This window comes from Amycolatopsis sp. H20-H5, assembly GCF_035828755.1.
In the GTDB taxonomy this organism is placed as follows: domain Bacteria; phylum Actinomycetota; class Actinomycetes; order Mycobacteriales; family Pseudonocardiaceae; genus Amycolatopsis.
Genome location: NZ_JAYMZS010000054.1, coordinates 24,282 through 47,299, shown reverse-complemented (window position 1 = coordinate 47,299; position 23,018 = coordinate 24,282). Strand labels below are relative to the sequence as shown.

Genomic DNA, 23,018 nt, shown 5'->3' with positions numbered 1-23,018 from the left:
TGGGAGGCTTCGCCTAGTCTGGTCTATGGCGCCGCACTGCTAATGCGGTTGGGGGTAACCCCCCCTCCCGGGTTCAAATCCCGGAGCCTCCGCTGGTGCCCGGTTCGCCGGGTGCTAGATTGAGATAACTGAACAAGCGCCCGTAGCTCAGCTGGATAGAGCATCTGACTACGGATCAGAAGGTCAGGGGTTCGAATCCCTTCGGGCGCACGCACGGTTGAGACAGATATACGGAAAGAGCCCCCTGTTCGCAGGGGGCTCTCTTCTTTTTCCGGGTTAGGGCTCCAGCACCTTCGGCTCGACGGGCTGGAATGACCCGGCGATTTCGAGGTCGTGCCTGCCCGCCGTGGCGAACGCGGTCATCGCGCTGGTGAGCTCGCCGGTCGCGGTGCCGTGCCGTTCGGCGAACCGCTGATCGAGCTTGTTCCGGTGCCCGGGACTGCTCTCCGCGCGCAAGAAAGTGATCATGGCGGCGAACTCCTGGGCGGCACCGAGCAGTGTGGACATCGCGGTGTTGACCTCGGCCGTGCCGTAGAACCCGGCTTCCAGTGCGAGGGACTGAAGGTCGTCCAGCCGGTCCCGCGGATCTCCGGCCTCGACCGGCCAGACCGGTAGCCGACGCAGCTCCGTCGCCAGCCGGAGCAGCTCCGGGTAGCACCGGCTTTTCTGGTCACGGGACAGGCGACGTCGTTCCGACCGGCGGTTCAGCAGTCCCAGTCCCACCGTGGCCAGCGCGCCGATCAGCACACCGGCCAGCGCGAACACGCTCGGGCCCCACCAAGGTGATGAACTCATGATCTGCAGACGTTAGCGGGAAGGGGCGGTGATGGCTGACTACCTGTTCGTGCCCTATGGCGCGCACGGCCACGTGAACCCGATGCTGCCGGTGGTGGCCGAGCTCGTCACCAGGGGCGATCGGGTGCGGGTGCTGCTGTCCGGCCACCGGTTCGCCGCGGCCTTCGCGGGCGCCGGCGCCGAACCGGTCGTGTCGTGGCGTGGGCACGACGTGCGGGTCGCCGCCGAGCGGAGTCCGCGGGAAGCCGTCGCCTGGGTGCACAACAGGGTTCGCCGACGCCGGGCGTGGTTCGACGCGTCGCGTCGAAGCGCTGAGGAATTCCGAGAGCGCCGTCCCGACCTGGTCGTGGCCGATCCCATGGCGCCGTGGGCGAGCAGGCTCGCCCGGCGCTGGGAGCTGCCCGTCGTCCCGTTCTGGACGACTCACGCGCGTTCGCCGACGGGCGTGGGACCGGCGCTGGTCAACGCGCTGCCCGAGTTCCAGCCACGCCCGCACCGGTTCAGTGCGCGGTTCCGGTTCGTCGGTCCCCTGATCGCGCCCGTGGACGCCGATCCCGGGCCGTCGTGGGCCGGATCCGGTCCGGCACTTCTGGTGTCCCCCGGCACGGTCTTCACCAGGAGCCCCGGGTTCTTCACGGCTGTCGCGCGCGCGTTCGCCGGTACGGACTGGACGGTCCTGATGGCGACCGCTCACACGTCTCCCCGTGAGCTGGGCTCGTTGCCTCCCAACGTCCTCGCCCGGCACTGGCTTCCGCAGCGCGCCCTGCTCCCGCGGGTCGATGTCTTCCTCACCCATGGCGGGATGAACTCCGTGCAGGAGGCGCTGCTGCACGGGGTGCGGATGCTCGTCGTACCGCGCAGCCGGGAACAGCGGCACACCGCGCGACGGCTCGACGGCTTGGACCTCGCGCGTGGCTGGGACCTGCGCGCACCGCTCGGCGCGGCGGTGGACCGGCTGCTCGCCGACGGCGCGGTTCGTTCGGCGACCGGGGCGATGCGACAGCGGCTGGCGGCGCACCCCGCCGCGTCGCTGGCCGCCGACGTGCTCCAGCAGGCCGTTTCGGCACACGGGAGGTGCTGAATCCGTCACTCTGCGGGGTTGGAACCCGCTATGGTGGTAATGCGTCTAGGGGAGGGAACGACGGGTGACCAAGGAATTCGAGCCGGTGCGGAGTTTGCCCGCGCTGACGGGGACGTACTCCAATCGTCAGCTGGAACTGGCGCAGGTCTTGGACTGGTATTCCGAGGACATAGCGGCGGGGAAGCCCACGCTGGTCTCGGTTCTCGGGCCCCAGGGCATCGGCAAGTCCACCTTCGCGCTCGCGGCGTGTCTCCGAATCGCCGGCGATCTCCCGGACGTGCAGCTCTACTGCGACGCGCACGGGTCCGATCCCGAGGCCCGGCTGTCCGCGGGGCAGCTGGTCGTGCGTCTTCTCGGCCTGCTGGGGATGGCCGAGAAGGACATCCCCGCCGACGATGACGGGCGCTTCGCCGAATTCCGGTCCAGGTTGTCGCAGCGGCGGGTGTTGCTGCTGCTGGACGACATCAATGACGTCGAACAGGTCCGGCCCCTGCTGTTCCCGTCCTCGTCGCTCGTCGTGGTGGTCACCAGCAGGCGGACGCTCGAAAGCTTGCAAATCAACGATTTCCGGTCGCTGAAGCTGGACAAGTTCACCGCCGAAGCCGCTGGTGAGCTGCTGGGCAAGGTGGCCGGGCAAGTGGTCCGGCACGAGCAGTTCGCCGTGGTCAACGAGATCTGCGAAGGCCTGCCGATCGCTTTGTCGATCGTGGCGGTGCGCCTGCGGGATCCGGACTACACCCCCGAGGAGTACGTCGACGAATTCCTCGGTGGGAGGTCGCTCGAACTGCTGGAGCTCGACGGCAAACGCCCGGTGATCCGGATCTTCGACCTGATGTACGACGAGCTCGACGAGACCGAAGCCAAGGCGTACGAGCTGCTGGGCCTCGCCCCCGGCCCGGATTTCGGCGTCGGCGTCGCCGCCGCTGTCCTCGGCGAACCGGTGGCCGCCGTCAAGCGGACGCTGGACAGGCTGGCGAAGGGCTTCGTCCTCGAACGCACGGGCAAGCGGCGGTACCGCTACCACAGCCTCATCCGCGAGCATGCCAAGGAGAAGTTGCTCAAGGCGTGGGGTGCGGCCGAACGCGAGGCGGCTGTTTCTCGTGCGGTCGAGTGGTATTGGCGGCTGGAGGTCTCGCTGGACCGGTCACTTTCCGGACGGCCGGATCCGGTGCCCGCACGGTCCCACTACGCGGCCATCCCGCCCGCGTTCACCGGCGATAACGCCGCACTCGACGCCGCTCCGGTCTTCGCACTGGAATGGTCCAACCTGGTGGCGGCTGCCAAGGCCGTGACAAAGCTTCCTTCCCACGAGCTCACGGTCCTCTTTCCGTTGGCGCTGTGGTATTTCGGTTATCAGACCGGCCGGGTGGACGAGGTCATCGAGGCTTACGAGGGGGCGCTCGGGCTGGTGGCCGGTCCTCCCGCCGAATGGCAGTTCTGCCGGGATCTCGCCGGGCTTCATGAAAAGGCGCGAGAGTACGACACCGCCGACAGCTATATCGCGAGGGCGCTCGCGGCGGAATATCCGCCGGGGCTGGCGAGCGCGTACGAATGGTACGGCCTGGCTCAGGAAGGCCGCGGGGAACCCGTCAAGGCTGTCGAGTTGTTCCTCGAAGCCAGGAAAGCCGTGCCGCTCATGGATCTTCCTGACGAGCACGAACGCGCGTACGCGCTGCTCGATATGCACGCCGGGCGTGTCCAGTTCAAGCTCCAAGCGTCTGGTGAAGCTCATTCCTGGGCCTCGGCGACCTACGAATACTTCCGCCGATGCGAAGGCGAGAACGCCAACAAAGCGCAGTCGGGCGCATTGCTGGGCCGGATCCGCAGGGACCTCGGGCAGCCTGCGGACGAGGTCGTCGCGTTGTTCGTTCCGGCACTGGAGGCATTCGTCGCGTTGCAGATGTGGGAGAAGGCAGCCGAGTTGGCCGACGAACTCTTCCCGCTCACGGGCGACGTGTCGTACCAGGCTCGTGCCGAGGAGTACCGGGCGAAGCTCACCGGAGAGTGACGTCGAGTTCGTAGCGCTGCCCGCCGAGCTCGACCGTGATCGTGGGCGCGAGCTCCCCAAGAGCGTGTCCCTGGTTGAGCCACGCGTAGACGACGGACGCGTGCACTTCGGGCGGACACCCTGGCCCGCTCAACTCGATGCGGTCGCCCACCGGGGTTGTCACCACGCTTCGCTGGTCGCCGAGGAGGGCGCGGATCGCTCGCCGGTTCGCGCCGACCACGTCGTCCTCGCTGGTCAGGATGGCCGCTGAGGTCCGGAGCGAACGGATCGGGTAGTCGTCGGGGCAGGACAGATGGGTGTCCGCCGGGTCGTCCGCGCGGAGCCCGCCGGTCGGCCGCCACACTTCCGCGGGGTAGCGGACCAGCCGGGCGAGGCGTGCCTCCCGGTTGAGTTCGTACCGCACCCGGGTGGCGATCCGCGTCGGGTCGGCGCTGATGACGGGGGCCGGGATCGGCCCCACGGGCGGTTCGTGCTGAGGTTCGGGCAGGTTCAGAACGGAGTAGAAGAGGGTCCGCAGGCGTGCCAGCGATTCTCCCGGGACCGAGGTGACGAGGTCCGCGACCTCGGCGTATCTCCCTGGGTCGTGGTCGTCGAGTGCGGCGCGGATCTGGGGCAGCAGGGGCCGGTGGGTGGTCAGCCGTGGTGCGGTCGCGCCGAGGAGGGAAATGGGTGATCCGGTCGCGACGTCTTCGTCGCCGAATGCCGCGAGTACGGTGGGTTTTCTCAATGCGGCGCCATATCCTGTTACCGATCCGTGGTCGCCGCAAATCAGGTCGGCGGCGATCAGGCCCGCACGCCAGCCATCTATTTCGGGCAGCAGGATCAATCCCGAGCGAAGGCAGTCGGCGAGCCAGGTGTTGATCTGCAGGGGGCTATGTCCATGGCGGACATTCGGATGTAGTGCGGCGATGACCTGATAGCGGTCGATCGGCAATTCGGAAAGGAGTCCGCGCAGGAAGTCGGGCCACGAGCCGAGCAGCGAGTTCGACCACCAGGTCGAGGAAACCATGACCACCGTGCGGTCACTGGAATTCAGCGCTTTGCGATAGCGGTCCCGGTAGTCGACGCTGGCGAGAATCCGGTCATAGCAAGGATCTCCGGCGATGACCGCCTTTTCCGCGGCGGCGGGCGCGGCCGCGATCAATCTGGTGAGCTGCTCCTCATGGGAGAGTACGAAAGCCTCCGCGACAGGTTCGCCGTCGTACAGCACCCACTGCGGCGAAAGGCCGAAGGTCTGACGGTTTCCGGTTTCCGGTTTCCGGTTTCCGGGCGAGTATTTAGTATACCCTATTCCGTGAGAGAAAATGACGGTGGGGCCGGTGATATCGCCGAGTCCGCCGTGGTGACTCGCGGAGAGCACCAGGTCGAACTTCTCCTGCCTGGCCTGGCTCCACGGAATGGTGATGGCGCCCAGTTCGTCGAGCAGGCTCCGGAGTCCGTGCTGGAACGGATCCGATCCACTGGAGCTGAACACGAGCTGGATGCGGAAGTCGTTTTCGAAGGCCGGAAGCACGTCGAGCAGCCTGGTGACCGTGGTGACGTTGTGTACGACCACCAGTACGGTTCGTTCGGCGGGAACGGTCGACCACCGAATGGCCCTGATGCCGACGGGTACTTCGACCGGTACTGGTCCGTCCACGAGCGCTGACCACCTGTTCCTCTACTCCGTTTGCCCTGACCGTAGCCGACGGCGGCGGCCGGGCTCGTCGATCAGCGGCCGATGTGGCGGTGCTCGCGCAGTGTTCCGGATCACCTTCGCGCGGCGAAGCGTGTCGGTCCCGTTCTCCTTGGCAGGTAAGGGGATACTCGGCGGCCCCCGCGTCCCCGCCGAGAGGATCCTCGCTGTGCCGACTCGAAGCCGGAAGCTGAGTCAGTCTCAGCGGATCATGCTCGTCCTGGTCGCACTGGCGGTCGTCGCGGCCGCGGTCTGGGTGGTCAACGGCAAGGGTGGCGCGGAGCCCGCGCCGTCCGCGCCGCCCCCGGTCGGCGCCGCCGACGCGAGCAAGCAGCTCGACGAGCTGACCGTCGGTCCGCGCGGCACGATGGACGGCTATTCGCGGGAGAAGTTCCCGCACTGGGCCAATCAGGGCGAGGGCTGCAACACCCGTGAGCTCGTGCTGAAGCGGGACGGCAAGGACGTCAAGGCGGGCAAGGACTGCAACCCCACCGCCGGCACCTGGCACAGCATCTACGACGACGCGACCTGGACGAAGCCCGGCGACGTCGACATCGACCACATGGTGCCGCTCGGGCAGAGCTGGGTCAGCGGCGCGAAGTCGTGGACGACCGAGAAACGTCAGCAGTTCGCGAACGACCTGACCCGGCCGCAGCTGTTCGCGGTCACGGACAACGTGAACCAGGAGAAGAGCGACAAGGCCCCCGATCAGTGGAAGCCGCCGCTCGTGTCGTTCTGGTGCACCTACGCGACCGACTGGATCGTCGTGAAGCACTACTACGGCCTCACCGTCACGACCGGAGAAAAGTCGGCCCTGGTGGATATGCTCCGGCGGTGCTGACCTCGGGGCGGCACCTGACGGTGAGGACGGCGGCCGATGAGCACCTTCGTACTGATCCACGGCGGCGGAAGCAGCGCCTGGGACTGGCACAGGCTGGCGCCTGAGCTGCGCGGCCGCGGGCACGACGTGGTGGCCGTGGACCTGCCGATCGACGACCCATCGGCGGGGCTGGCCGAGTTCACCGCTTCGGTGGTCGACGCGGTCGGTGACCGGACCGACCTCGTGGTCGTCGCCCATTCCTACGGCGGTTTCACCGGCCCGCTCGTGTGCGCCGAGCTGCCGGTGCGGCTGTTGGTCATGCTGGCCGCGATGATCCCGGCGCCCGGTGAGAAGCCCAACGACTGGTGGGGCAACACCGGCTTCCAGGGTCCGGAGGGGCTGACCGAAGCCGAGACGTACTTCAACGGTGTGCCCGCGGACGTCGCCGATGAGTGTGTCGCGCACGGCCGGGCTCAGGTGAGTGCGGAGGGCAGTCAGCCGTGGCCGCTCGCGGCCTGGCCCGGCGTGCCGACGAAGGTCCTCATCGCCACTCAGGACAATTTCTTCGCGCCGGACTTCCAGCGCCGCGTCGCGAAGGAGCGGCTGGACGTCGTGCCCGACGAGATCGACGGTGGCCACCTGGTCGCGCTCGGCAATCCGGCGGAACTCGCCGACAGACTGGACTCCTACCTCACGTCTTGAGCGGCCACGGTTTGTACCGGACAAAGAGGTCTAGACCTATTGACTGTGTGGTCCACGTCACCTAACGTCGCTGACAGCGAGTGATCGGCTCGCCACTCTGCTTCCTCCGCCTGGTCCCCGCCCTGGAGGTTCGTCAGCCATGCCGTCCGCGCGTTTAAGACATGCCGCCGCGCTCGCGGCACTCGCTGTCGCGTCGCTGATCACCGTGCCACCCGCGGCGTCTGCCGTGCCCACTTTGCCCGCCTGCCAGCACTTCTACACCGGCCGGATCCCGGATCGCCCGGTCACCGGCGGGCACGGCCCCGGCTCCGAGGTCGGCTCGGTCAGCGTAAGCAACCGGCTGCCGGTACCGGGTGGCATCTCCGGCGCGCTCGGCGCGGACGGGAAGGTCACGTTCACGTTCAACCGGGTCGCCGGCGCGGTCGCCTATCGCGCGTTCCGCAACGGCCAGGCCCTGCAGCGGATCAGCGACTGGGGCCAGGCGAGCTTCCTGGTCACCGACGCGAGCCCGTGCCAGAACGCGAATTACCAGGTCTACGCGATGAGTAAGGAGGACAACACGCCTGCCTCGCTCGGCCAGATCTCGACCTCGTTCCGCGTCGGCGCGACCGGCAAGCTCGCCGCGTACACCATCCCCAAGGGCACGACGTTCAGCTACAAGGCGACCTCGTACAACGATGCGGGCCAGACCGCGATGGGCTACAGCGCGGGGCCCGGCTACTGCGCCGTCGACGTCCGGAACATCCCGTGGGGCACCCGGTTCTACGTCCCCGGGTACGGACACTGCTACGCGGCCGACATCGGCAGCTGGATCAAAGACGACATCGTCGACGTGTGGCTGCCCGGCAGTCAGGCGGACAACTGGGGCATCCAGCGTCTCACCCTCGTCGTCGAGTAGGGCGTCGTCGAATCGAGCACTGCTCCCGCGGTGAACCGGAGGGGCTTTCCTCGCACTGGATACGGGGAAAGCCCCTTCCGCTGCTACCAGCGGTCGAGGTGCAGGACCTCTTCGAGCGGCTGGCGCGTGGCGGGCTTGAACGAGTCGCCGGTGTAGAACGCGGTCGGGATCAGCGCGGCCTGGTGCACGTTCGGCGGCAGGTTGAGGACCTCCGCGGTCTCCTTCTCGTACTTCAGGTGCAGCGTGGTCCACGCTGTCCCCAGCGTGACCGCCCTGGCCGCCAGCATGTAGCTCCATGCCGCGGGCAGCAGCGACGCCCACAAGCCCGCCTGGTTGCCTTCCGGCAGTTCCGCCGACGGCGTCTCGAGGCAGGGGATCACCAGCACCGGCACGTCGCCCATCTTGTCGGCGAGGTATTCGATGCTGCCGCCGACGCGCTGCTGGACCTTCGCGCGCTCCGGGTCGTCGGCGAAGAGCTTGCCCGCGGCGTTCGACGACTCGAGGTACTCGGTGCACGCGCGCCGGTAGATCTCGCCGATCGCGGCGCGCTGGCCGGGGTCGGTGATGACGAGCCACTGCCATCGCTGCGTGTTCGATCCGCTCGGCGCCTGCAGGGCGATGTCCAGGGCGTGCTTGACGAGCTCGAGCGGGACGGGCCGTTCCAGGTCGAGTCGTTTGCGGACGGTGCGGGTCGTGGTCAGCAGCTCTTCGGGCGTCATCCGGTCATCATGCCAGCGCGCCGGAATTTCACCACCGGTCGTGGATCAACGGCCGGATCAGGTCGTCGTAGGCCACGCGAACCGCGGCCGTTGCCTCGTCGGTGAGCGGCGCCAGCGCGGCGGCCGCACTGTTGCCGCGGGCCTGCTCCGGGTTGCGCGCGCCCGGGATGGCCACGCTGACGCCCGGCTGGTCGAGGATCCAGCGCAGCGCGAACTGCGCCAGCGTCGCGCCTTCGGGCACGAGCCCCCGGAGGCGCTCCACGGCCTCCAGCCCAACCTCGAACGGCACCCCTGAGAACGTCTCACCGACGTCGAACGCGGCACCCTGACGGTTGTAGTTGCGGTGATCGTCGGCGGCGAACGCGGTACTCGCGTCGTACCGCCCGGACAGCAGCCCCGACGCCAGCGGCACCCGGACGACGATCCCCGCGCCGGACGCCGCCGCGGCGGGCAGCACCCGCTCGATCGGCTGAGCCGCAGGCAGTTGAGGATGATCTGCACCGATGCCACGTTCGGCCGCTCCAATGCCGCCAGCGCCTCGTCACAGGTTTCGACACTCACGCCGTACGCGCGGATGCGACCGCGCTCGACTAGCGCGTCGAGCGCGTCGTAAACCGCGTCGGACGAGTACACCGAGGTCGGCGGGCAGTGCAGCTGAACCAGGTCGAGGGTGTCCATGCCCAGGTTCTCTCGCGACCGGTCGATCCAGGCGTCGAAGTTCGCCGCGACGTAGTTCTCCGGCACCTGCTCCAGCCTGCGGCCCATCTTGGTGGCCACGAACACGGCGTCGCCGCCGCGTTCCGCCCGGAACCGGCCGACCAGCCGCTCACTGCGGCCGTCGCCGTAGACGTCCGCGGTGTCGAAGAAACTCACCCCGGCGTCGGCCGCGGCGTGCAGCACGGCCAGTGCGTCGGCTTCCTCGACGTTGCCCCAGTCGGCTCCGAGCTGCCAGCAGCCGAGCCCCACAGCGCCGACCTCGCGGCCGAGCCGGGCGATCCTCCGAGTCTCCATGGACTGCAGATCCTAAGACGACCACCCCGGCGGCCGAGGCGGCGACTCCGAATGCGACAGCGCTTATGCTTCGTTGCCATGAACGCTGCCATGAACAGGGCATGGGGGACGCAGGGGCTCGGGACAAGGCTCCGTCACGTCCTCGAGCTGCTGGAAGGCGACGTCGCGAAGTTCGAAGAGGACCTCGGCCTCGAGGACTACCGGCCCCGCTTCACCCCGGTGGTCCGCGCTCTGGTGGCCGAGGGGCCGCTGTCCATCCGGGACCTCGCGGAGGCGATGGCGGTGACACATTCCGCCGCGAGTCAGACCGTCGCGCAGATGGCCAAACGTGGTCTGGTCGCACTCGAAGCGGGTGTCGACGCCCGGCAGCGGATTGTGTCGCTCACGCCGAAGACCCGCGCGTTGACACCGGTGCTGGAGAGCGAGTGGGCGGCGGCCTCCGAGGCCGCCGGGCAGCTGGAAGCGGAGCTTCCCTACCCGTTGACCGATTTGCTGACCGCGATCGTCGAAGCACTCGACCGGAAGCCGTTCCGGGACCGAATCGCCGAGACCCCCTCGGCGCGAGGCCTTACCTAACCGACGAGCTTGCGACGGGGGCCTTCGTCCTCCGCGGGCACCATAAATTCGGCCCAGACGTATTTGCCGTCCGCGCGCCGCTCGAATCCCCAGCCCTCGGCCAAGGCGTTCACCAGGTACAGCCCCCGGCTGCGTGCAAGTTCCGGTGAGGGTGTCTTCAGCTCGGGCTCGCCGTCTCCCGAGTCGAACACCCGCAGCATCAGCTTGCCCCGGAAGTACTCCAATTCGAGCCGGTCCGGTGCGCCGCCGTGCTCGAACGCGTTCGTCACCAGCTCGGAGGTCGCCAGCAGCACATCGTCGACTGCCTGCCCGCCGAGCCCGAGGCCGCCGAGAAGGACGCGGACCAGGTGGCGCGCCACCGTGGGTGCGGTGACGTCCACCGGCAAGGGCAAAGAAAGCGGATCGGATGAGACGGTGTCGCTTGCCCGCGTGCTCGACGTCATCACCGGTTCCCCACCTCACAAAGTTCGTCTCGCTGCCATCGACTGGGATATTCGTCTGTTGGCCGTGTTTAGCGAGTACCCAACCGGGTGACCGATGAATCAGGTGCCCTCGGCGATGTCCGTCTCACCCAGCCCTTCACGCAGTTTCTCCAGCGTGGACGTCAGCAGCCGCGAAACCTGCATCTGCGAGACGCCGACACGACGGGCGATGTCGGACTGGCTCATCCCGGAACCGAACCTCAGCGCGACGATCTTACGTTCGCGTTCGGGAAGACTGTCCAGCATCGGCCTCAGCGCCTCCCGCAGTTCCGCCTGGTCGAGATTGGCATCCCGCGCGCCGAACCCGGCGTGCGGTGAGTTCTCCAGTAGGTTGTCCAGCGAGGCCCCATACCGGCCCTGACCAGCCCGGAGGCCTTCGTAGACCTCCTCGAGCGGCACGTCGAGATGAGCCGCGATCTCACTGGGTTTCGGCGCTCGCGACAGCCGGGTGGTCAGCTCGTCCCGCGCGGCGGCGATGTTGGCGTTCAGCTCCTTGAGCCGCCGCGGCACCCGCACCGACCAGCTGTTGTCCCGGAAGTGGTGCCGGAGCTCCCCCGAGATCGTCGGCACGGCGAATGCCAGGAAGTCGGTGCCGTGCGAGGGGTCGAACCGGTCCACGGCGTGGATCAGCCCGACGGTCGCGATCTGGACGAGGTCGTCCATGGCCTCGTCCCGGTTGCGGAACTTGCGCGCGAGGTTACGGGCCAGGTCGAGGTGCGCGCGCACGAGATCGTCGCGAATCCCCTCCCGGCGCCGGTCACCCGGGTCCAGCTCGGCCAGCTCTGCGAACAGCGCCGGCACGTCGAGCTGGCCCTCGACGGACTCCGTCACGGCTGGGCCGCCTCGCTTTCCCGCACAAGCTCGACGCGCGAGAGGTATCCGCCTTCCGCCGGCGTCACCGTCCGGCGGGCGGAAGTGGCGAGGGCGGTGAGCAGCTGCCAGGACAGTCCGGTGTCGTCGGCGTGGTCCGGAGAATCGGCCAGAACGGACACTGTCACCTCCACTCGGTTCTCGGTCCACGAGAAAATGCAGGTCAAGCGGCCGTCAGTCGCGGAAGGAACGAGCAGCGAGCAGGCCTCGTCCACGGCCATGCGGAGATCCTCGACCGCGTCGAGGTCGAAATCCTGCCGCATCGCGATGTCCGCCACGATCGTCCGCAGGGTGGGTATCACGTGCGGGACAGCCGCCGTGCGTACCTCGATGAGCTGAGCGCCGTCCCCGTCTACCGGGGCGTTGTCCACCACGTGTTGTTCCTCTCTCCGGCCTCGCGACTTGCCGTGTCGTCAGGTGCCCTAGGGGTGAGCAAACCAAACCCACGTTTGATTCGAACGACCGGAGGGCATGTATCCGTCGACTTGGTGATTTTGGAAAGGCGGGGAAGACATGGCTGACGTGAGCCGGCTGCCGGTTGTGGTTGCTGAAGAGTGGGAGTGGCAGCTCCAGGGGTCGTGCCGCGGCGCCGACAGCAGCCTGTTCTTCCACACCGACAACGAGCGTGGTTCGGCTCGTGAGCGCCGTGAGACCCGCGCCAAAGCGATCTGCCAGACCTGCCCGGTGCTGGCGCAGTGCCGCAAGCACGCCATGACGGTCCAGGAGCCCTACGGCATCTGGGGCGGCCTGGGTGAAATCGAACGGCGTGAGCTGTTCCTCCAGCAGCGCCGGGCGCATCGCACGGCCCTGACCACCGGCTGAGCGGCGCTTCGAGACGAGACCGGTGGTCGTGGCGGGCACGACCGTCGGCTGGGTTAGGGTTGGATTCTGTTGCATGGACCCTTGCCCGCCCTAGGCGGCCACCCGTCCCGATGACGCGGTTGCCGCTTGAGACCACAGGTGTGTACCGGCTCAGCATCGGTAGGCCTGATGAGGAGATAGTGCATGCCCGCTGCCGAGCAGAACGCCACGCCGCCCGGTTTCAGCATCAAGCTGAAGTCCGTCGAGAGCGAGCCCCGCGTGGTGGTCACCGGTGAGCTCGACCTGCTGACCAGCCCCCAGCTGCAGGAGGCACTGGCCTCCTTGATCCAGGGCGAAGGCACACAACGGGTCGTCGCAGACTTGACCGGCGTTACCTTCTTCGACTCTTCCGCCCTCAACGTCGTGCTGCAGGCACAGCGCGAGGCCGGCGAGCGTGAAGTCGAACTGGAACTTGTCCCCAGCCCGGTGGTGAGCCGAGTGATCGAGCTCACCGGCGTAGCCGAACACCTGAGCGTGTCGGAGGAGCCCCCCGCCTGAAGCGTGACAGCCTGAGACTGTCCGTTTTGGTCCGTTCGTAGACGCTGGGGGCAGCACAGATGATGGGGCGCACGCATGCCCTGACGGGTTGGTGCGCCGGGCTGGCGCTGGCGCCCGCTGTGGGAGCTGGCTCCGTCCACCAAGCAGTCGTGTTCGCAGCGACCACGGCCGGTTTCGCGCTGCTGCCGGACCTCGATCACCCGCACGCACGGGCCTCCCGTCTGCTCGGCTGGTTTACCGGAATGATCTCGTGGCTGCTCCGCCGCGTGTCGGCCGCGGTCTACGCGCTGACCAAGGGCCCTCGCGACGAAAAAGTCACCGGCCAGCACAGGCACCTTTCACACACCGTGCTGTTCGCAGCCGGTCTGGGGGCGGCGACCTCGGCAGGCACGACGGCCGGAGGTCCGTGGGCCGTGTTCGGCGTGGTCGTCCTCGGCCTCTTGCTCGCCGAAGGCGCGCTGGGCGACTGGTTGCTGCCGGTCAGCGGAGTGGCCGTCGCCTGGTGGGTCTACACCGCCCCGCCTGACCACGCAGCACAACTAGAGGAAATCTCCGGCTGGCTTGGGCTCGCAGTCGCCGCCGGCTGCTTCGCGCATTGCCTCGGCGACGCGCTCACCGAATCCGGCTGCCCCTTCCTCTTTCCCATCCCGATCGCGGGCGAGACCTGGTACGAGATCCGTCCACCCCGTCCGCTGCGCTTCCGCACCGGCAAGAAGGTGGAGAATCGCCTGATCTTCCCAGTGTTCGTTGTGCTTGCCGTACTCCTGGTGCCGGGCGTGTGGAACTACGCGACGGACACCGCCCACCGTTTGTTCACTCCGCCGACGTCCCAGTCCGCGACTCCGTGATCTCGGCCATCAGCTCTGCTGCCGCAGCGGAGCTGGAGTAGTCGCGCGAATGCACGATCATGCCGTCCTGCACGGTGATCACCAAGATGTACGTCGAGCTGTAAACCCTCCCTGTCGTGGACAGTTCGCTGTGCAGGTCGAACTCAGCGACAATCACCTCCGGATCGGCCGTTTCGCGCACGACGACGTTCTCGGCCTTCAAGACCTTCCGGACATCGGCGGCCCCGATGAAGCGACTCCGGAGGCCCTCCCTGCCCTCCGAACGTCGCGGTATCCCCGTCGGAGCGAACGGCGTTTCGATCACGGCGTCCTCAGCGTAGAAGTCGGCGAGCTCGTCCCACCGGTTGTTCACGGTCGCGGCCAGGAAGCGGTCGAAGACTTCCCGCGCGTCGTTCGTTCCCATGGCCACAGCCGCGCCCGCGACGTTCGGATAGTCGCGATACGAGGTGATTTCGCCATCATGGACGGTCAGTACGCCGACGGACGACGGGAAGCTGTACTCCTCACCTGTCTTGACGGACCGCCCGTGTGCGGTCAGTTCGACCACGAGTCCCGGCTCGGCGGTTTCAAGCACGTTGACTCGGACACCCTCCAGTCCGATAGCCCTGGCTCGCTCGCTGCCTGCTGTGAGGACGGCGATGACCGCGTTGCGACCCTCGATCCGGTGTGGTGTCCCGGGCGGGGCGAACGGGAACTCGTAGACGGCGTCGGCCGAGAACAGGTCCGCCAATGGAGAGGCATCCAGTGATTCCAGACATCGACGTACAGTCAGAGCGATTTCGGACACGGTCCGGGGCATGGGAATTCTCCAAGGAAGATAGACGTTAATCGGAACGGTGCACCCGCTTTCGACGATACGGAACGCTCGCTCCGTTTGTCAACAAGTCTGGAGAGAGGCGAACACGGTGACGGTCGACAAGCCCGCCCAGCGGGCGGACGCTCGGCGCAATCGGGCACGGGTCCTGGCCGCCGCGGAAGAAGCTTTCGCGGCTGAGGGTCTGTCGGTGCCGCTTGACGACATCGCGCGTCGTGCCGGCGTTGGTGCGGGCACGGTATACCGGCATTTCTCCAGCAAGGAGGCGCTGTTCCAGGCCGTCGTACTGGAACGGATCGAGCAGTTCAGCCAGGTAGCTCGTGATCTGGCTGCGTCGGACAGTCCTGGTGGAGTGTTCTTCTCGTTCTTCGAAGACGTGATCAAGCAAGCGTCATTGAACCGAGCCCTGTGCGAAGCTTTGGGCGAGACAACCGGCTTCGGGTTCAAGGCCGAGACTGGCGCCGAGTTCCGTACCGCCTTCGACGTCTTGCTGCGACGTGCTCAGGAGGTGGGCGCGGTGCGCGCTGACCTTGACGGTGACGATCTGCGCGCGCTGATCGTCGGTTGCCTGGCTGTCGAACGCCACGCGCCCGGCAGTCGTCACCTGCTGCGGGTCGTGGTCGATGGTCTGCGAGTCACTTCTGCGGATGCCCTGGGATCGGCTGACGCCTTGTAACTTGCCTGTGTACCCAAAGCGGTTCGTGCATCGTCCCACGCTGTAACAGAAGTCATGATCAACGCGAGTAATCCTCGTACCTGCCTAGGCGTGGCGAGGAGGTGCCGGATGTACAGAGATGCTCTGACACGCGGCTCGGTTGTTGTCACCGGCCTCGCGGGACTCGCCGCCGGACTTCTTGTCGCCGCGCTTCTTGTCGCTGGTCGTGAGCCCACGTATCCCGCCGGTGTCACGTCGGTCCTTCCCTCGCCCAGTACGACTCAGGCCCAACCTGTGACTGTCACGGTGAGCGGTATAGCGCCTCCGGCTACCACTGTGACGGATGTGATGATGTTGCCCGTGTCTCAGACCCTGACTCAAACGGTCGTGGTCACTTCGTCGCCTTCCTCGGTCGCTCCCTCTTCGACGGCTACGCCGTCATCAGTTCTCGTGCCCACAATGCCGACCGGTCCACCTGTTTATTCCGGGCTTCAGCGCTTGTGATTGAACGACCTGACGCGTTTTTATGCCGCCTTGTTATTGTGCTTCGGGCCGCTATGGGCTTTGGAGTTCGCTTGGTCGGTGGCTTGACCTGTCTTCAGTCCTGAATTGCGCGTCTTGGCCGTACCTGTCCGGGCGCCTTTATGTTGTCGCGACGCCCTGGTGCGACGGACCCTGTCCAGGAAGTTTCTTCCCGAGCGTTGACCTTTCCCTGTTTGTGGTGAGGTTGCGGACTCATCGAGATCGTCCGCAGTGGCAGATGAAGGTCTTGCGGCTTGAGCGGCTGCATCGATTATTTCTGCCAGCGTGTCGCCGTGTCGTTCGGCGATGGTGAGGTCACTTGGTAGTGACCGTTCGCTGGTGATGAGTGGTTCGGTGATCGGAAGGAAAAGAATCTTGAGTTGGTCGGCTGCTTGCCGGTTGAGCCGTCCACTGAACTGCATCTGGCCGTCTGTTGTCATCCAATAGCGGAACTCACAACGGAGGGCGGCGGGCTTGTTTTCGGTGTTGTGGGCTTGATCGTGGACGGGAGCCTGAATGATCGTCATGTGCAGTGCCGCTTTGCGGATCATTGTCGGTGGCGCCTGTTTTGCGAGTTCCACCAGTAGGCGCTCCACCTCGGCCAGATCCTCGGGGCTGATCGAGTCCGGGGCGTTCGTCAGTACCCGGTGGATTTCTTTCACATGCGCGGCAGAGATCAGTCCTTGCGTCAATGCCTCATCTACGAGTGAAAACCCCGCTGTCGCCAGAGTCACGCGTAGCCGTGCTTCGCGGGTGGAGAGGCGCAGCTTGGTGGCGAGCAACGTCGCGGTGGTCCGGGACCCAGATCGAGCGGCCAACTTGCGTGCATCTGCTTCTCGTACCAGGGAGAGCATATCGGCGTAGGAGCGTGCCAGTGCTGCCTCGGCCGCGCATAATGCGGCAGTCAACTGGTCGTCGGACACGGGGCTGGTGGGTGTCTGTCTTCGTGTTTCCACCTTTCAACGGTCACTCCTGCTCGCCTTCGAGTCAAGGTGAAAATTGATGAGCACCTGGATGGCTCAAGTCGTGTATTGGGGACATTTCCCTTGTTGTGTAAGGTTTCTTGAGGAGAATCTGACCCTTGATCGCTTGTCTCGCAGCGCACGAGATGACCTTTCGTGCATTGCGTGGTGAAGCCATCGCGGTCCACGAGCGGAAGTTTGGTGCTACATCGGACGCCATTTCGAGCTGCTTTCACGGGTTGTGTCAACCCACGTCGCGGCGGCGCCACCCACTGAGACCGGCGCTCAGCGCCACTACAGCGACCACCAGCAGCCACAGGAGCGGCGGCGCCGTTATGGGTTGGTTGGGGAGCTTGGGAACGTGCTGGAACGGCGATATGTCGAGTACTGCCTGCTGTACGTTGAGTACCGGGCCGAGCAGGCTGATCAGCAATGCCACTGAAGCCACGCCCCATCCTGCGGCCGAGTACTTTGGCGCCAGGCCGAACAGCGTCACCGCGACGCCCACGACGACCCAGACTGCGGGCAGCTGTGCGAGCATCGCTATCACTGTGTGGCCTGTCGAGCCGGCGACGTCGCCGGACCGGAGGCCGCTCGAAAATCCGAGTAGCGCGCCTGCCAGAACCAGGAGGACCGCGGTGCCCAGGAAAGCGAAAATCAGATGGCTCATCGCCCAACGCAGCCTGGTCACACTCGTTGCCAGGACTGGTTCGACCCGGTTGGCGGTCTCTTCTCCGCGCATCCGCAGCACTGCCTGCACGCCGAACAATGAACCGATCATCGCGAACAGGCCTGCCATTGTCGCCAGGAACGCGTCTGTCAGTGAATCCGAGCCGCCCAGCCGCGCGAAGACCTCGCGAGTCTGTTCGCTCTGATTGACCAGGTCCCCGATTCCGCTGGAGATGGAGCCGAAAGCCGCTCCGCAGACGACCATTCCGACGATCCAGCCGATGAAGGGGCCGCGGTGCAGCCGCCACGCGAGGCCGAGTGGGCTGCTCAGCGAGCGTGACGCTTCGGCAGGTCCGGGACGCGGTGGCAGGATGCCGACGCCGATGTCCCGTCGTGGCAGCAATACGTAGGCGGTGGCACCGATGGCGACGCTCGCCGCGACCGGCAGTAGCAGTACCCACCAGCGTTCACCGGAGAACGGCCGTACTTGCTGTGCCCATCCGATCGGCGACAGCCAGGAGACCCAATGTGCGCTGCCCGTCGAGTCGCCGATGGCCCTTAGCAGGAACGAGATGCCTACGGCAGCCGCGCCGATGCCGTTCGCGGTTCGCGAGTATTCCGCCAGCTGTGCGCAGACCGCGGCAATCGCGGTGAAGACCAAGCCGGCTGACGCCGTTGCGGCACCGAAGGCGAACGCCCCGCCAACGGGCAGCTTTGAACCTGACAGGGTCGCCGCTTCGATCACGCCGATCAGCAGGCTTGACCCTGCGGAGACGATGACTGCAGCCGTCAGTGCCGCGTAGCGACCGACGATCGCGGAGGCCAGCAGTTCGGCGCGGCCGGTGTCCTCCTCTGCGCGCGTGTGGCGGGTCACCGTGAACACCGCCATCAGCCCGATGAAGAGGGCGACGAATCCACCCAGGCGCCAGGCGGTGAATCCGCCGGAGGTCGACAGGTCGAAAGCCGGACCGTAGACCACCGCTATGGATGGGTTTGAACCCATCGACGAGGTGAGTCCGGCTCGGTCGGCAGCTGTCGGGTAGTACGTGTCGAACGTGCCTGTCGCGCTCGCGGGCGCGACGCTCAGCATGAGAATCCAGATCGGGAGGATTATTCGGTCTCGGCGGAGCGCGAGCTTCGTCAGCTGCCAGGTTCCGGCGAGTCCGTGTGCCGGTTCGACAGCGGCCGCGTGCGCTGGGCGGTGGAGCGTCTCGGTCATTTCGAGCTCGCTTCCGCGGTGTAGTGGCGCAGGAACAGCTCTTCCAGAGTTGGTGGCTGGCTTACCAAACTGCGCACACCGACCTGGGTCAGCTGTCGCAGTGCCTCGTCGAGGGATCGAGTCTCGACGTCGAAACGGACCCGGTTGCCCTCGACCTTGAGGTCGTGGATGTTGGCCAGGTTCGCCAGGCCGTTCGGAGGTCCGGCCAGTTCCGCTGTGATGGATGTTCGCGTCAGGTGACGAAGGTCGGCCAAGGTGCCGGACTCGACGTTACGGCCGTTGCGGATGATGCTCACCTTGTCGCACAGGGCTTCCACCTCAGCCAGGATGTGACTGGACAGCAGCACCGTGCGGCCCTGTTCACGGTCCTCCTGGATGGCGTACTGGAACGTCGCCTCCATCAGTGGGTCGAGCCCGGACGTCGGCTCGTCCAGAATGAGCAGGTCGACCCGCGACGCCAGCGCGGCGACGATGGCGACCTTCTGCCTGTTGCCTTTGGAGTAGGTGCGTCCCTTTTTCTTGGGGTCGAGGTCGAAGCGTTCGATGAGTTCCTTTCGGCGACGCTGGTCGAGCCCGCCACGAAGGCGTCCCAGCAGGTCGATCACCTCTCCGCCGGACAGGTTGGGCCAGAGATTGACGTCGCCGGGCACGTAGGCGAGTCGCCGGTGCAGGCCAGCCGCGTCTTTCCAGGGGTCGCCGCCGAGCAGGCGGACATCGCCCGAGTCTGCGCGGAGCAGGCCGAGCAGGAGCCGGACGGTGGTCGACTTGCCGGCGCCGTTCGGGCCCAGAAAGCCGTGTACTTCCCCAGTGGATACCTGCAGATCGAGGCCGTCGAGGGCCTTCGTCCGGCCGAAAGACTTGTGGAGGCCAGAGATCGAGATGGCGTTTTCCATGCGAAGGACGCTACACTTATTTCACAAAGTTGTGAAGTTAAGAAAACATCTAGATCCAGTGATCGCTGGGGGCGCTTACAGGAGGATGGATCCATGACGACGCCTGACATCGAGCGTGACGCAGACGCCGTTCGCCGCTACATCGAGAGCCTCGGCCTGGTGCTGTCCCAGCTCGGCATGCAACGCATGCCAGCCAGGGTCTTCGCGGCGTTGATGACCACTGACAGTGGGAAACTCACAGCCGCTGAGCTGGCTGAGCAGCTGTCGGTTAGTCCGGCCGCGATTTCCGGCGCTGTTCGGTACCTCGACCAGGTCGGACTCCTCGTCAAGGAGCGAGAGCCGGGTGAGCGGCGCGATCACTACCGGCTGTACGACGACCTCTGGTACGCCACCTTCCTCAAGCGCGACCGGTTCATGATCGCTTGGCGCGATGCAGCGCAGGACGGCATCGGCGCCCTCGGCGCGGACACCCCGGCGGGCAAGAGGCTTGTCGAGATGAGGGATTTCCTCGCGTTCCTGATCAAGGAGATCCCGGAGCTGTTCGACCGTTGGCATCGGGAGCGGGGGCCTGCTGCGAGCTAGCTCGCAGCGCCGGGATTGGTGGCGATTTCGCGCTCGGACGACGCGGATTTCCTCCTGTCCGTCTTGGACGCCGTCTCGCTCACGTGGATCGGCGTGTCGATTGCCCGTGGCTAGGCTGGCGGGCATGTTCGCGCTGACCCTCCTGCGGGCCCCGGTTCTACTCGCTCAGGCGGTACGCGTTCGGCGGACCACGCCTCGCCTGCCCGGTGCTGCTGGGCCAGTGGACGGCCTGGTCCTTGGTGACGGCCCGGCGTTGCGTCTGGTCGTCCTTGGCGAGTCCACCGTTGACGGCGTCGGCGCGCGGACGCATGACGAAGCGTTGACGGGCCGGCTCGCGCAAGCACTCGCCGCATCCGGACGCGCGGTGGCTTGGCAGGCCGTCGGCCGGACCGGTGCGAACGCGCGCACTGTGCGCGACGATTTACTGCGTTCCGTCCGGCCTGCGGATCTCGTCGTGATCGCGCTCGGGGTCAACGACTCGATCGAGCTCCACACGGCCCGCCGGTACCGGCGGGATCTGCTTGGTCTGGTCGTCGCGTTACGCCGCTTGCTCGGACCGGTGCCGGTGCCGGTGGTGGTCGCGGGCGTGCCGCCGATGGGCGGGTTCCCGGCTCTGCCCCGTCCGTTGCGTGATGTCCTCGGCGCTCGGTCCGCCGCGTTGGACCTCGTGGCGGCTGAACTCGCCGGGGTTCCCGGTGTTATCCACGTGCCGATGCCAGCTGCTCTGCTGGATCCGGCCACGTTCGCCGAGGACCGTTTCCATCCGGGACCACTCGGCTACCGACGGTGGGCCGAACAACTCGCTGAGGTGATTGAACCCTTACTCAGCGCCACCAATAAGGCGGAATAACACGATAAGACGTCACCCAAGTGCCCAAAATCAAGATTTTTTCCGGGAAAACTCTCCTCTGGGTGTATCTAGGGGGACTCTTGTTGCGTCCTATCGAGTAGCCGAGGGAATGAGGGACCCGATGCCTACTGAGACGAATGTCGACGAAACCGTGAAGCACGTTCTGTCCAAGACGACCACTGGGCCGGCCGGGGGGCCGGTGCGAGGCGGCGACGGCGAGGGTGACGGCACCGAGGGCAACCCCGACATGAATGCCATGCCGGCGGGCTCGCGAAAGAACTAGTCGAAGACGGCTTTTGGTCACCGAGGGGCTCGCGGGAAGAGGCGCCGGCCAGTGGCCTGGCTGATTCGCGGCGCAGAGCTGCGGGCTGGCCGACTTCGGCGCCAGGGCTTGCTGCGAAGCCTTGTGAAAAAGACTTCGATCACGGTATCTGGGCGTGTTCGGGGTGCTCCTGTAATGGTGTGTAGATCCCGCGCACGTCCTGTTGACCATGACTAACCAACCGATGAACGGGCGACGTCCGATAGCCGAGGGGGCTGTCGGCTGTCGTCACCGGGTGCGCCCTTGGGGAGGGGGACGCCCGGAGCGGGTCCGTTGGGGAGCGGACCCGGGGGAGGGAACGCCGGTCGGTGCGCAGCCCACACCTGCCGCGCCGGCCGGTGCCCTTCCTGCCCTTAATCCGTACGAGTGACCAACAAGTAAGTGACATATGTATCCCAGATCCTCCTGCACGCTCCCGCTCCCCAAGGGAACGGCGATACTGCCAACGCCGACTCGAAGACTTTTCCGAAGTGGGGCAGATACGGTGAGCGACGTGCAAACCGCCGAGGTAGACCCGCCGTGGGAAGGCCTGACCGGCGCCGAGCTGCATGCTGCTTGTATGCACGCGGCTCGCGAAGGCGACCGTCAGGCTATGGACAAACTGGTCGACGAGCTCACCCCGCTCGTCTGGCATGTGGCGCGGGCGAACGGTCTCGACCGTCAGATCGCCGAGGACGTCGTCCAGACGGTGTGGCTCGCGTTGTTCAGCCAGCTGGACAAGTTGCGAGACCCGAAAGCGCTCGCCGCGTGGCTGATCACCACGACCAGGCGTGAAGCGCAGCATCCGTTCGGTCGCCGGATACAGCCTGTGCCGCTGAGCGATGAGCTGGCCGAGTCGATGCCGAGCACGCAACCGGCGCCCGAGGACGAAGCGATCCGTTCGGATCGCGACCGTCGTGTCTGGCGTGCCTTCGTGCGGTTGCCGCATCGCTGTCAGCAGCTGCTGCGGCTGACCGTCCTCGCCGGACGGGCCGAATACCAGCTGGTCGCCGAAGCACTCCGCATGCCCCGCGGCAGTGTCGGACCGACCAGGGGTCGTTGCCTCGATTCATTGCGCGACCTGCTGGCCCATGAAGGGGGAAGCCGATGAACGACATCGGGACGTCCGGGGGAAAGACCTCGCCGGACGATGAGGCACTGCTGGCCGACATCGGACGTTTTCTCGACGAACTGGACCCGCCACCGGACGATCTGGTGCAGCGGGTCCAATTCGCGCTCGCGCTCGAAAACCTCGATGTCGAGGTCGCGCGCTGGGAGCGGATGGACGCGCAGGCCGGGGTACGGGGCAGTGGCGACACCGGCACGATCACCTTCACCGTCAGCGATCTCACCGTGATGATCAACCTGACCAAGATCGGCAAGCTTCACCGCATCGACGGCTGGCTCGTGCCCGCGGGCGAATACGGGGTCGAGGTCCGGGTGGCCGAGCACGGGACCACTTCGACGACAGCCGACGAAGGCGGCAGGTTCGTGCTCGACAACGTGCCGCAGGGGACGACACAGATCCTCGTCCACCTCGGTGACGTTTCGTGCCGGCGGACGATTGTTACCCCTACGGTTGTTCTCTAGAACCCGGACGGGCGTTATGTCACGTAGCGCGGGTGTGCTCCCATAGGGTGCGTGTCTGTGCCGCTTCCTCCTGTCGATCCTGTTGCCGTGGCGGCCGCAGACCTCCATCGTCGCGCC

General features: G+C 66.4%; 25 protein-coding genes, 2 tRNA genes and 1 pseudogene. 17 read left to right on the top strand and 11 right to left on the bottom strand.

Annotated features, from left to right (window positions below; all coding sequences use genetic code 11):
• The first annotated feature begins 2 nt into the window (after positions 1-2).
• Positions 3-92: transfer RNA gene (locus tag QMK34_RS26725), tRNA-Ser, on the top strand.
• Between the two features lie 44 nt (positions 93-136).
• Positions 137-210 (top strand) — tRNA-Arg (locus tag QMK34_RS26720).
• A gap of 66 nt (positions 211-276) precedes the next feature.
• Here the strand turns inward: QMK34_RS26720 and QMK34_RS26715 are convergent.
• On the bottom strand, positions 277-795 hold the full coding sequence (locus QMK34_RS26715; protein ID WP_326417171.1) for a hypothetical protein: 519 nt from the start codon (positions 793-795) through the stop codon (positions 277-279).
• A 31-nt stretch (positions 796-826) separates the two neighbouring features.
• Here QMK34_RS26715 and QMK34_RS26710 point away from each other — a divergent pair, with 31 nt between their 5' ends.
• Both QMK34_RS26710 and QMK34_RS26705 read left to right on the top strand, forming a co-directional pair.
• Positions 827-1,876, top strand: coding sequence for a glycosyltransferase (locus QMK34_RS26710; RefSeq protein WP_326417170.1), 1,050 nt, complete (start codon positions 827-829; stop codon positions 1,874-1,876).
• Positions 1,877-1,940: 64 nt separating this feature from the next.
• Entirely contained in the window at positions 1,941-3,884 is a 1,944-nt protein-coding gene (locus QMK34_RS26705) for an NB-ARC domain-containing protein (protein ID WP_326417168.1), read from the top strand.
• Here QMK34_RS26705 and QMK34_RS26700 read toward each other — a convergent pair.
• Complete coding sequence (locus QMK34_RS26700; protein WP_326417167.1) at positions 3,871-5,523, bottom strand: hypothetical protein; 1,653 nt, start codon at positions 5,521-5,523, stop codon at positions 3,871-3,873. The two genes, QMK34_RS26705 and QMK34_RS26700, sit on opposite strands and share 14 nt — an antisense overlap.
• 247 nt (positions 5,524-5,770) lie before the next feature.
• Between QMK34_RS26700 and QMK34_RS26695 the strand changes: the two genes are divergently transcribed.
• From QMK34_RS26695 to QMK34_RS26685, 3 genes are all read left to right on the top strand, one after another.
• Complete coding sequence (locus tag QMK34_RS26695) at positions 5,771-6,400, top strand: GmrSD restriction endonuclease domain-containing protein (RefSeq protein WP_442785226.1); 630 nt, start codon at positions 5,771-5,773, stop codon at positions 6,398-6,400.
• Between the two features lie 36 nt (positions 6,401-6,436).
• Positions 6,437-7,081: an alpha/beta fold hydrolase gene (locus tag QMK34_RS26690; RefSeq protein WP_326417164.1), complete on the top strand. Its 645-nt coding sequence runs from the start codon at positions 6,437-6,439 to the stop codon at positions 7,079-7,081.
• A 139-nt stretch (positions 7,082-7,220) separates the two neighbouring features.
• The gene (locus QMK34_RS26685; protein WP_326417163.1) at positions 7,221-7,979 is read left to right on the top strand and encodes a 3D domain-containing protein; all 759 of its coding nucleotides are present in this window, start codon (positions 7,221-7,223) and stop codon (positions 7,977-7,979) included.
• Positions 7,980-8,062: 83 nt separating this feature from the next.
• Here QMK34_RS26685 and QMK34_RS26680 read toward each other — a convergent pair whose 3' ends face one another.
• Entirely contained in the window at positions 8,063-8,698 is a 636-nt protein-coding gene (locus QMK34_RS26680; protein WP_326417162.1) for a nitroreductase family protein, read from the bottom strand.
• A gap of 28 nt (positions 8,699-8,726) precedes the next feature.
• A pseudogene (locus QMK34_RS26675) lies at positions 8,727-9,709 on the bottom strand (aldo/keto reductase).
• A 78-nt stretch (positions 9,710-9,787) separates the two neighbouring features.
• Between QMK34_RS26675 and QMK34_RS26670 the strand changes: the two are divergent.
• Positions 9,788-10,285 (top strand): MarR family winged helix-turn-helix transcriptional regulator, encoded by a 498-nt coding sequence (locus QMK34_RS26670; RefSeq protein ID WP_326417160.1) that lies wholly within the window; start codon positions 9,788-9,790, stop codon positions 10,283-10,285.
• Here the strand turns inward: QMK34_RS26670 and QMK34_RS26665 are convergent.
• Positions 10,282-10,665 carry an ATP-binding protein gene (locus tag QMK34_RS26665; protein WP_442785224.1) on the bottom strand — a complete coding sequence of 128 codons (384 nt, stop codon included), beginning with the start codon at positions 10,663-10,665 and terminating at the stop codon, positions 10,282-10,284. The genes QMK34_RS26670 and QMK34_RS26665 overlap by 4 nt on opposite strands.
• Here QMK34_RS26665 and QMK34_RS26660 point away from each other — a divergent pair.
• Entirely contained in the window at positions 10,655-10,819 is a 165-nt protein-coding gene (locus tag QMK34_RS26660; protein WP_326417183.1) for a hypothetical protein, read from the top strand. The genes QMK34_RS26665 and QMK34_RS26660 overlap by 11 nt on opposite strands.
• Before the next feature lie 8 nt (positions 10,820-10,827).
• Here the strand turns inward: QMK34_RS26660 and QMK34_RS26655 are convergent, their stop codons facing one another.
• On the bottom strand, positions 10,828-11,598 hold the full coding sequence (locus QMK34_RS26655; RefSeq protein ID WP_442785223.1) for a SigB/SigF/SigG family RNA polymerase sigma factor: 771 nt from the start codon (positions 11,596-11,598) through the stop codon (positions 10,828-10,830).
• Positions 11,595-12,011, bottom strand: coding sequence for an anti-sigma factor (locus QMK34_RS26650; RefSeq protein ID WP_326417157.1), 417 nt, complete (start codon positions 12,009-12,011; stop codon positions 11,595-11,597). The genes QMK34_RS26655 and QMK34_RS26650 overlap by 4 nt, the downstream gene beginning before the upstream one ends.
• Positions 12,012-12,150: 139 nt before the next feature.
• On the opposite strand from QMK34_RS26650, the gene QMK34_RS26645 reads away from it, so the two are divergent.
• The 3 genes from QMK34_RS26645 (at position 12,151) to QMK34_RS26635 (ending at position 13,844) form a co-directional block, all read left to right on the top strand.
• Positions 12,151-12,459, top strand: coding sequence for a WhiB family transcriptional regulator (locus tag QMK34_RS26645; RefSeq protein WP_326417156.1), 309 nt, complete (start codon positions 12,151-12,153; stop codon positions 12,457-12,459).
• 183 nt (positions 12,460-12,642) lie between these two features.
• Positions 12,643-12,996 carry an STAS domain-containing protein gene (locus QMK34_RS26640; RefSeq protein WP_326417154.1) on the top strand — a complete coding sequence of 118 codons (354 nt, stop codon included), beginning with the start codon at positions 12,643-12,645 and terminating at the stop codon, positions 12,994-12,996.
• Positions 12,997-13,058: 62 nt separating this feature from the next.
• Positions 13,059-13,844: a metal-dependent hydrolase gene (locus QMK34_RS26635; protein ID WP_326417153.1), complete on the top strand. Its 786-nt coding sequence runs from the start codon at positions 13,059-13,061 to the stop codon at positions 13,842-13,844.
• Here the strand turns inward: QMK34_RS26635 and QMK34_RS26630 are convergent.
• Entirely contained in the window at positions 13,810-14,643 is an 834-nt protein-coding gene (locus QMK34_RS26630) for a nuclear transport factor 2 family protein (RefSeq protein WP_326417152.1), read from the bottom strand. The genes QMK34_RS26635 and QMK34_RS26630 overlap by 35 nt on opposite strands.
• Positions 14,644-14,749: 106 nt before the next feature.
• Here QMK34_RS26630 and QMK34_RS26625 point away from each other — a divergent pair, with 106 nt between their 5' ends.
• On the top strand, positions 14,750-15,334 hold the full coding sequence (locus QMK34_RS26625) for a TetR/AcrR family transcriptional regulator (protein ID WP_326417151.1): 585 nt from the start codon (positions 14,750-14,752) through the stop codon (positions 15,332-15,334).
• Positions 15,335-15,837: 503 nt separating this feature from the next.
• On the opposite strand, the gene QMK34_RS26620 is transcribed toward QMK34_RS26625, so the two are convergent.
• From QMK34_RS26620 to QMK34_RS26610, 3 genes are all read right to left on the bottom strand, one after another.
• Positions 15,838-16,758 carry a DUF222 domain-containing protein gene (locus QMK34_RS26620; protein ID WP_326417149.1) on the bottom strand — a complete coding sequence of 307 codons (921 nt, stop codon included), beginning with the start codon at positions 16,756-16,758 and terminating at the stop codon, positions 15,838-15,840.
• A 283-nt stretch (positions 16,759-17,041) separates the two neighbouring features.
• Positions 17,042-18,685, bottom strand: coding sequence for an ABC transporter permease (locus QMK34_RS26615; protein ID WP_326417147.1), 1,644 nt, complete (start codon positions 18,683-18,685; stop codon positions 17,042-17,044).
• On the bottom strand, positions 18,682-19,578 hold the full coding sequence (locus QMK34_RS26610; RefSeq protein WP_326417145.1) for an ABC transporter ATP-binding protein: 897 nt from the start codon (positions 19,576-19,578) through the stop codon (positions 18,682-18,684). Before QMK34_RS26610 ends, QMK34_RS26615 begins: the two co-directional genes overlap by 4 nt.
• A gap of 93 nt (positions 19,579-19,671) precedes the next feature.
• Here QMK34_RS26610 and QMK34_RS26605 point away from each other — a divergent pair, with 93 nt between their 5' ends.
• The 4 genes from QMK34_RS26605 (at position 19,672) to QMK34_RS26590 (ending at position 22,901) form a co-directional block, all read left to right on the top strand.
• Positions 19,672-20,160, top strand: coding sequence for a GbsR/MarR family transcriptional regulator (locus tag QMK34_RS26605; protein WP_326417144.1), 489 nt, complete (start codon positions 19,672-19,674; stop codon positions 20,158-20,160).
• Between the two features lie 124 nt (positions 20,161-20,284).
• Positions 20,285-21,010 carry an SGNH/GDSL hydrolase family protein gene (locus tag QMK34_RS26600; RefSeq protein ID WP_326417142.1) on the top strand — a complete coding sequence of 242 codons (726 nt, stop codon included), beginning with the start codon at positions 20,285-20,287 and terminating at the stop codon, positions 21,008-21,010.
• 806 nt (positions 21,011-21,816) lie between these two features.
• Positions 21,817-22,422 carry an RNA polymerase sigma factor gene (locus QMK34_RS26595; protein WP_326417140.1) on the top strand — a complete coding sequence of 202 codons (606 nt, stop codon included), beginning with the start codon at positions 21,817-21,819 and terminating at the stop codon, positions 22,420-22,422.
• Positions 22,419-22,901 (top strand): carboxypeptidase regulatory-like domain-containing protein, encoded by a 483-nt coding sequence (locus tag QMK34_RS26590; RefSeq protein ID WP_326417139.1) that lies wholly within the window; start codon positions 22,419-22,421, stop codon positions 22,899-22,901. The genes QMK34_RS26595 and QMK34_RS26590 overlap by 4 nt, the downstream gene beginning before the upstream one ends.
• The last annotated feature ends 117 nt before the right edge of the window (positions 22,902-23,018 follow it).

Excerpts from the sequence above, each read along its gene's own strand:
- QMK34_RS26715 (WP_326417171.1), bottom strand. The coding sequence starts at position 795 with ATGAGTTCATCACCTTGGTGGGGCCCGAGCGTGTTCGCGCTGGCCGGT.
- QMK34_RS26710 (WP_326417170.1), top strand. The coding sequence starts at position 827 with ATGGCTGACTACCTGTTCGTGCCCTATGGCGCGCACGGCCACGTGAAC.
- QMK34_RS26695 (WP_442785226.1), top strand. The coding sequence starts at position 5,771 with ATGCTCGTCCTGGTCGCACTGGCGGTCGTCGCGGCCGCGGTCTGGGTG.
- QMK34_RS26690 (WP_326417164.1), top strand. The coding sequence starts at position 6,437 with ATGAGCACCTTCGTACTGATCCACGGCGGCGGAAGCAGCGCCTGGGAC.
- QMK34_RS26685 (WP_326417163.1), top strand. The coding sequence starts at position 7,221 with ATGCCGTCCGCGCGTTTAAGACATGCCGCCGCGCTCGCGGCACTCGCT.
- QMK34_RS26680 (WP_326417162.1), bottom strand. The coding sequence starts at position 8,698 with ATGACGCCCGAAGAGCTGCTGACCACGACCCGCACCGTCCGCAAACGA.
- QMK34_RS26670 (WP_326417160.1), top strand. The coding sequence starts at position 9,788 with ATGAACGCTGCCATGAACAGGGCATGGGGGACGCAGGGGCTCGGGACA.
- QMK34_RS26645 (WP_326417156.1), top strand. The coding sequence starts at position 12,151 with ATGGCTGACGTGAGCCGGCTGCCGGTTGTGGTTGCTGAAGAGTGGGAG.
- QMK34_RS26640 (WP_326417154.1), top strand. The coding sequence starts at position 12,643 with ATGCCCGCTGCCGAGCAGAACGCCACGCCGCCCGGTTTCAGCATCAAG.
- QMK34_RS26635 (WP_326417153.1), top strand. The coding sequence starts at position 13,059 with ATGGGGCGCACGCATGCCCTGACGGGTTGGTGCGCCGGGCTGGCGCTG.
- QMK34_RS26630 (WP_326417152.1), bottom strand. The coding sequence starts at position 14,643 with ATGCCCCGGACCGTGTCCGAAATCGCTCTGACTGTACGTCGATGTCTG.
- QMK34_RS26615 (WP_326417147.1), bottom strand. The coding sequence starts at position 18,685 with ATGACCGAGACGCTCCACCGCCCAGCGCACGCGGCCGCTGTCGAACCG.
- QMK34_RS26610 (WP_326417145.1), bottom strand. The coding sequence starts at position 19,578 with ATGGAAAACGCCATCTCGATCTCTGGCCTCCACAAGTCTTTCGGCCGG.
- QMK34_RS26605 (WP_326417144.1), top strand. The coding sequence starts at position 19,672 with ATGACGACGCCTGACATCGAGCGTGACGCAGACGCCGTTCGCCGCTAC.
- QMK34_RS26600 (WP_326417142.1), top strand. The coding sequence starts at position 20,285 with ATGTTCGCGCTGACCCTCCTGCGGGCCCCGGTTCTACTCGCTCAGGCG.
- QMK34_RS26590 (WP_326417139.1), top strand. The coding sequence starts at position 22,419 with ATGAACGACATCGGGACGTCCGGGGGAAAGACCTCGCCGGACGATGAG.